Origin of the sequence: Yersinia pekkanenii (assembly GCF_001152565.1) — a bacterium.
GTDB classification, from domain to species: Bacteria; Pseudomonadota; Gammaproteobacteria; order Enterobacterales; family Enterobacteriaceae; genus Yersinia; species Yersinia pekkanenii.
Genome location: NZ_CQAZ01000015.1, coordinates 100,830 through 107,006, shown reverse-complemented (window position 1 = coordinate 107,006; position 6,177 = coordinate 100,830). Strand labels below are relative to the sequence as shown.

The window sequence follows — 6,177 nt, the reverse complement described above, 5'->3', positions numbered from 1 at the left end:
GATAAATGCGAGGATTTTACCTGATGATCTCCGCATTGAATACATGACCCAAATTTAATCAAAGACTTGATACTATATTAAAAATGTTTATTTCAGTGTCGCAGAATTTAACATTTCCAATATTTCCTTTTCTGTTTTCTCATATGGTGGCTTCCATAAAGGAAAATCTTTTTCTATCCACTCATCATATTCTTCAGGGGATAATCTAGCTTCTAACTCCCGATATAAATATTTTCTTGTTCTGGATAATTTATCTAATACATTACATTGATTAAAGAAAAGCAACAACGCCGATGCCGTTGTGTTACTTTTATCAAACCCAGAGCCTATTTTATCTATCACAGTAACAATCTCTTCTAAAGAGATTAAAATTTCCTTTAAATTATCAACGTTTTCTGAGTTACTTTTTCTCATAGGTTTAGCATCTCTTATTAAATTTAGTTGTTTTATTATCCAGTTCAACATCGCCTTTTATCTTATATTCCTCAACGCCCAAATCATTTTTCCTAAATTCCACTCGATTGGTATCTATATCAAAATCGAACTACGTTACCCACACCACCCGCCATGCCCGCAACCTGTTCGCCACTGATCGTCGGGGCAGCATCGGGTGATACTCTATTCTTGGGTTTTATACTGCCCTTCCCGTTGGCTTTTTTATCATCAGCAAACATATTATTTCCTTCCTGGGAGTTAACGTGCAGAGCTTGTCTGCTGCATTAATTGGTGATAACGGCTGAGTAAGGCGTTCCAACGGTCATCTATCTTTTTAATGAGTACGGGGGATGCCGGTTGATTTTTATCTGCTGCTACGGCAAGTTGCCGTAATAACTCTTCCAAGGGTACCGACGCGGACTAAATACGGGATAACGGCGAGCTGTATATGGCGGGGGACTGGCTGACGCAATGCGGCCTGACGGGGCAACCGCTGACGATCAGCGTAATGCCCGGTCAGGTGGTGATTCAGGTGCAGCAGGGTAACATGTTGGTATAACAGCAATAAAAAGCCGGAAAGATCCAGTAAAGACCTTCCCGGCTGTTAGCTCTATCTCAATTTGGTATATCTACTCATTCCTGCTAGTGTTTTTTAGATCTCTTTTAAGTAAATCTTACTATTTATAAAATGATACTCCAACCAACTTCCAGAATTTTTGCTATATCCTTGCAATATCATTTCATTTCCATCATTAGATATGGTTTGAATATATTCAAAGAACTCCAATTCATTTCCGGATAATTTTCTTTCCTCATATATATCGTCTATTCCATTTGAGACATAGACCTTTACTTCAAAGTGAGACCAGTTCTTAATCACTAAGCAAATATTATTAACGTGCAGTTTTTTCTCTAGATCGTAAACTGATTCAAAATATATCTCAACTTCGTCAGGATATATTTCCGTTCTCAAAATATTACAATCTGCGGTCTCTATATTTTGTATATGCATAATTTTCTAGCAACCTGTATTATTGTGGGCTGCAGGTAAGTTTGAGTCAACAACATTGCCATTAATATCTAATGAATTACCTGCCTTATCATATAGATGGGCATGATCATATAATGTAACTTTATCAGGCGGATCTAGTCTGACTGCCGTCGTGCCTGTATCCGTGAATTTCCACTGTGCAAACCTTCCATCAGGAGATCCTCCCTTCCATGAAATATTATCAGCATTTGATAAAATCTCACTGATCTGCTTTTTCGTCATATTCACAAGATCAAGACCCACAAGCGGATTGTCTGATAGTCCAAGCGGATCGATCCAAGTAAGAGGGTTTGGAGCATACGCATAAAGATTCATCCCCCCTTCTAGCCCTATCGGGTCCTGAGTGGTAAAGCGCCCTATCTCCGGATCATAGTATCTAAAAGTATTATAATGTAAACCTGTCTCATTATCGTAATATTGCCCGGGATAACGCAGGGGTTGGTATGGCAGCCCCGGTATTTCTTCTTTCAGATGTACTTGCGGTTGTAGTTTGCCCCAAGCGTAATACTTACCGCACCAAATGATATCACCGGCGCTATTGGTCAGCTCCAGTGGGGTGCCATTCAAGTCCACATGGAAATAATCAATCTCCAACTGGTCTTCCTGCTGTGTGATGCGGGCCAGAGGTGTATAGCTTTCATTGGGATCATACACATAACTACGTGTATGTTCCGCACTGACTTCTTGTATCAGCCGCAGTCCCTGCCAACGAAAACCGGTCACCACCGCTGCTGACTTATCCTGATAAGTGATGCTCTTCTCCGTGCGCCGGCCCAAAGCATCGTACCGATAATCCGCCTGATAGCGGCCATTCGGCCCGTCTCCCCAGGCTTTAATCATCCTGTGCTCATCATCATAGGCAAAATATTGCGTCTGGCTGCCTTGCGTCCGCTCGATCAGGTTGCCAAAACCGTCATACCTAAAACCAGTCCCCTTCCAGAAGGGCACGCGGTTTGTTCTGAAGCCATCAGGCTTACCATTGTGAATATTGTTCCACTCTACATCCGGTAAGGCATAAATATTATCAGCATCATCGTAGCTGAATTGCTCTCGACCGCCCTCCGGCTTAGGGGCTTCATAATCCAGCAAGCGACTTTCCGCATCGTAGAGATAACGCTGAACGCCCCGGAATGCATCATCCGTTTGCGTCAGGTCACCCGCGTTGTCAAAATGAAAGGTTCGCCATAGCTTTCCTTGCTGTGGCTTAGCCACCGTTTTATCTACTATGTCCTCAGTATAAGCGCTTTGCCAGCTGCGCCGACCCCGTAAGTCGTACCCCTGTCGTTGTGTTAAAGCCCCCTGGGTACGCAGGATCTCACGATGTAAATCATCCCTTTCAAACTCGGTCACTACCCGTTGATTGAAACGGATGGCACTAATATGCCCTGAACCATAACTTAGCCAGTGCAGCGAATTATTATCTGGAAGATGTAAATCAGTCAGCTCCCCCAACGGATTCCACTGATAACTTATCACCTCGCCATCCTGATGTTCTTCCAGCAGACGGCCGTTCTTATCCCAGTGGAACCTTAGCAGATTGTCCAAAATGCCATTATCTGTTCCCTGTGGTGTCGGTTTACGTTCAAGTTGCACTAACCGATCGGCAGCATCATAGTCATAAAAGCACGATGCCATCGCAGTACAGTGTCTGACCAGACGCCCACCCTTATCATATTGATAATCCTTTTGCCGGTACTGTGGCAGTTTCTCCGAATGTTCAGCCCCCAACCACCCCAAACGAGCAGGAAGTCCGGCGGCATCATAGTGGAATAAACAACGCGTCTTATCAGGACGTAGCTCTTCCGCCAGACGGCCACTTACATCATAACTAAACCGGTACTCTCCTCCATTCGCATTCAACAAGCGTTTCAAATTGCCCTTGGCATCATAGTAGTAATGCAATTTTCGGTTCAGTTTGTCGGTATATTGCAGCGACTGCCCTCGGCGGTTATAACACCATTCACGTCTTCGGCCAGCCGTATCCTGGTGATATTTTAATAATCCCGTCGGGTAATAACTGAAATGTTCTTGGGTATTATCAGGATATTTAATGGCCTGTAATTCATTCTGAGCGTTGTAAAGAAAGTGCGTAATTTCGCCAAGCATATTGCCGGAGCTAACCAGATTGCCATGCTTATTCCACGTGTAATAAACAGCTTTACCTGAACAGTCGGTATACTGCTGTAATTGTGCCGTATCGTTCCATATCAGGCTTTTCGTCCCTCCGTTCGCATCAATAATCTGAACCGGTAGCCCCTGTTCATCATAGCAATAGGATGTTTTATAACCTAATGGATCGTTAGCAACCAGCAGGTGTCCTTTCTCATCATATTTGGCCTGCCAGACACTGCTATCAGGAAAAGTTTTCCGGATGACATTTAATGTATTGAGATAATAATCTGTGCGGGTAGTTCGCCCCAATGGATCAATTTCTTCAACGATACGATTTAATCCATCGCGTGCCAACTTGATGTAACGATCGCCGGGCAAATGAAATAATACCGGCATCCCTTGTGGATTATATTCAATATTGTAAATATCTTGATTGAAATCCTCGAAACAGACAACCTGTTGTTGCTCATCAAACTTCCAGGTTGCTTTCAGGTCTCTTTCATCAATAACAGAAGTCTGACCATGATTAAAATCATAGGTATATCTGGCCCGTTCACCTTCGCTATTGTGGCTTTCAACAACACACCATTTATCTTTATCAACCTGCTGCCAACGATAAAAGCACTGCATCCCGAATATATTGGTGTGTTCTACCATTAAATGGTTTTGATCATAAACAAAGCGACGTGTCCTTATGCCACTTTTATTATAAACTGCTAATAAATTACCGTTCTCGTCATAAGAGTAACGAATAACTGTCTCTTTTTTACCGTCGACCAATTGTTCGACAGACAGTAAACGTGCCAAATTTGGGTGCCAATGGCAAATTAAATAATTATTCTGGCTATCACTGACGCCAACCAATTGCTGCGGGTTATTTTCATTATAATGGAAACGGATAAAGTTATGATCTATATCTTCAATATGTTCAAGATAAACAATTTTATTATCTTCAAAATCAGGGAATACGCTATAAATATCATCTAATGTGCGTATCACATGGCGGCCATTTATCATGCGATAAAAATAAAGTTGTGATTCCGCTGAGTATGAATATTCCCCTATAGCCAGATGAGGAAAAAAGGTCTTTTGCCCGGTTCTGCCACAATAGATAATTTCATTCTTCGTCTTTGATAATGAAACCTCAAAACCCAGACGCCAGCCTTTACCCAGAATACCCTCATCCAACTCACTGGAATAATAACGCTGCCAAAAAATGGGCAACCTTGCTGATATGACAAAATCCAACTCATGCTCATCAAATAAAATTTTCTGACCGTTGGTAATGTCTACCGGGTTACCAAACAGCCCACCAATCGCTTGCATGGCTTTATCAGTGATATAGCCACCCGCAATTTCTCCCGCAACAAATGTGCCGACAAATTTGAGGGCACATTTGTTTAACACTCCCCCGACTTGTTTAAAGGCACCCGCCGCCCCTCCGGCGATACCTGCTACGGTGAACAATATATCGGAAGCCTTTCTTACCCAGTCAGGCACTTCATCTTTCACCGGAAGATACTGGACTTTGCCGCCACCAATCAAAACATTATCTGAGCCTTCACTTATGGTTGCTCCACATTGTATTTTGTCATCCTTACGTGCAGCAGCATTTTGATTGATAAAAACATTTGAAGATCCTTCCGCAATCGGGGCCATCGGCATATCTTTTGCACATTCAGCGCTAGAAACTACCGCCCTGGCGGCCAGTCGGCCATTAATCAGAACATTATTCGAGCAGCCAGAAGCCCGTATTTTCCCGGTTGTCGATTTGCATTTACTCCCGATGGATTCTGATAAAGAGCGGATGCCACTAGCAGCCCCCCCAGCTAACAGACCCGCAACCAGCGCCGCACCAAATCCACACGTAAAGGTGGCAAAAGCCACGGCAGCAATCAGGGCTACGCCAATAATTGTACCCACAATAAATCCAGCCAGAGCACTGGTGTGGTGGATATTATCTCCTGCTCTTGCTGCGGCTTCGGCCATGGCATACTCCCGGTCTATTTTCCATTATGTTCACTCCTTTCCATCATATTTCAGATAGCAGGTGTGCTGGTTTCCCTCGCTCCCCCATTTACTTACCTGGGTGAGCGAACGGGGACTTGCGGCGTCGCCGCCTCCTACCCCGAATTATCTGGGATATATGTGGGGATTTAACGAAAACTGGTTAACCAGTCCTGCCAATATTTATCTGACTGTTCATTAAAAATCTTCCCCGAGGTCGCACTAAATATAATTATATTTTTCTCTGATATAAAAAAAGCGGCCTGGCGTTGATAAATCGTTTGTTTCCCTTCCTTCCATGTTCCATATATTTCAAAACCTTCATTTTTTTGCCCCAACTTACATGGACGTTGTTGAAGCAATTTATACCCCTTAATATTTTTCTTTAAGATACCCAACTGTCGATCTACATAAGAACTTATCTGTTCATTTGGGAACGGCACATCACGAGAAATGCTGAAATTAAACTGACTATTATTCGCGTCACCTAAAATAAAAGAATTTATTGTTCTGTCGACGAAATCTTCTGGTATATCAAAAAAACCTTCCTGAATAGCATATTTCTGCATAAT

At 42.9% G+C, this 6,177-nt stretch carries 7 protein-coding genes; 1 reads left to right on the top strand and 6 read right to left on the bottom strand.

All coding sequences use genetic code 11. The features are described from left to right. Positions 1-87 precede the first annotated feature (87 nt). The 3 genes from AEP37_RS09760 to AEP37_RS24820 form a co-directional block, all read right to left on the bottom strand. Positions 88-465 (bottom strand): hypothetical protein, encoded by a 378-nt coding sequence (locus AEP37_RS09760; RefSeq protein ID WP_235801386.1) that lies wholly within the window; start codon positions 463-465, stop codon positions 88-90. A gap of 68 nt (positions 466-533) precedes the next feature. Then, entirely contained in the window at positions 534-674 is a 141-nt protein-coding gene (locus AEP37_RS26080; RefSeq protein WP_156168566.1) for a hypothetical protein, read from the bottom strand. Positions 675-693: 19 nt separating this feature from the next. Further along, on the bottom strand, positions 694-840 hold the full coding sequence (locus tag AEP37_RS24820; protein WP_235801387.1) for a VasL domain-containing protein: 147 nt from the start codon (positions 838-840) through the stop codon (positions 694-696). A 19-nt stretch (positions 841-859) separates the two neighbouring features. On the opposite strand from AEP37_RS24820, the gene AEP37_RS24815 reads away from it, so the two are divergent. Further along, the gene (locus AEP37_RS24815) at positions 860-994 is read left to right on the top strand and encodes a SymE family type I addiction module toxin (RefSeq protein ID WP_072086273.1); all 135 of its coding nucleotides are present in this window, start codon (positions 860-862) and stop codon (positions 992-994) included. A gap of 93 nt (positions 995-1,087) precedes the next feature. Here AEP37_RS24815 and AEP37_RS09755 read toward each other — a convergent pair whose 3' ends face one another. The 3 genes from AEP37_RS09755 to AEP37_RS09745 form a co-directional block, all read right to left on the bottom strand. Next, positions 1,088-1,447, bottom strand: coding sequence for a hypothetical protein (locus AEP37_RS09755; RefSeq protein WP_049612799.1), 360 nt, complete (start codon positions 1,445-1,447; stop codon positions 1,088-1,090). Between the two features lie 6 nt (positions 1,448-1,453). Further along, positions 1,454-5,587 carry an RHS repeat-associated core domain-containing protein gene (locus AEP37_RS09750; RefSeq protein WP_049612796.1) on the bottom strand — a complete coding sequence of 1,378 codons (4,134 nt, stop codon included), beginning with the start codon at positions 5,585-5,587 and terminating at the stop codon, positions 1,454-1,456. A 167-nt stretch (positions 5,588-5,754) separates the two neighbouring features. Next, entirely contained in the window at positions 5,755-6,174 is a 420-nt protein-coding gene (locus tag AEP37_RS09745; RefSeq protein WP_162208242.1) for a DcrB-related protein, read from the bottom strand. Positions 6,175-6,177: the final 3 nt, after the last annotated feature.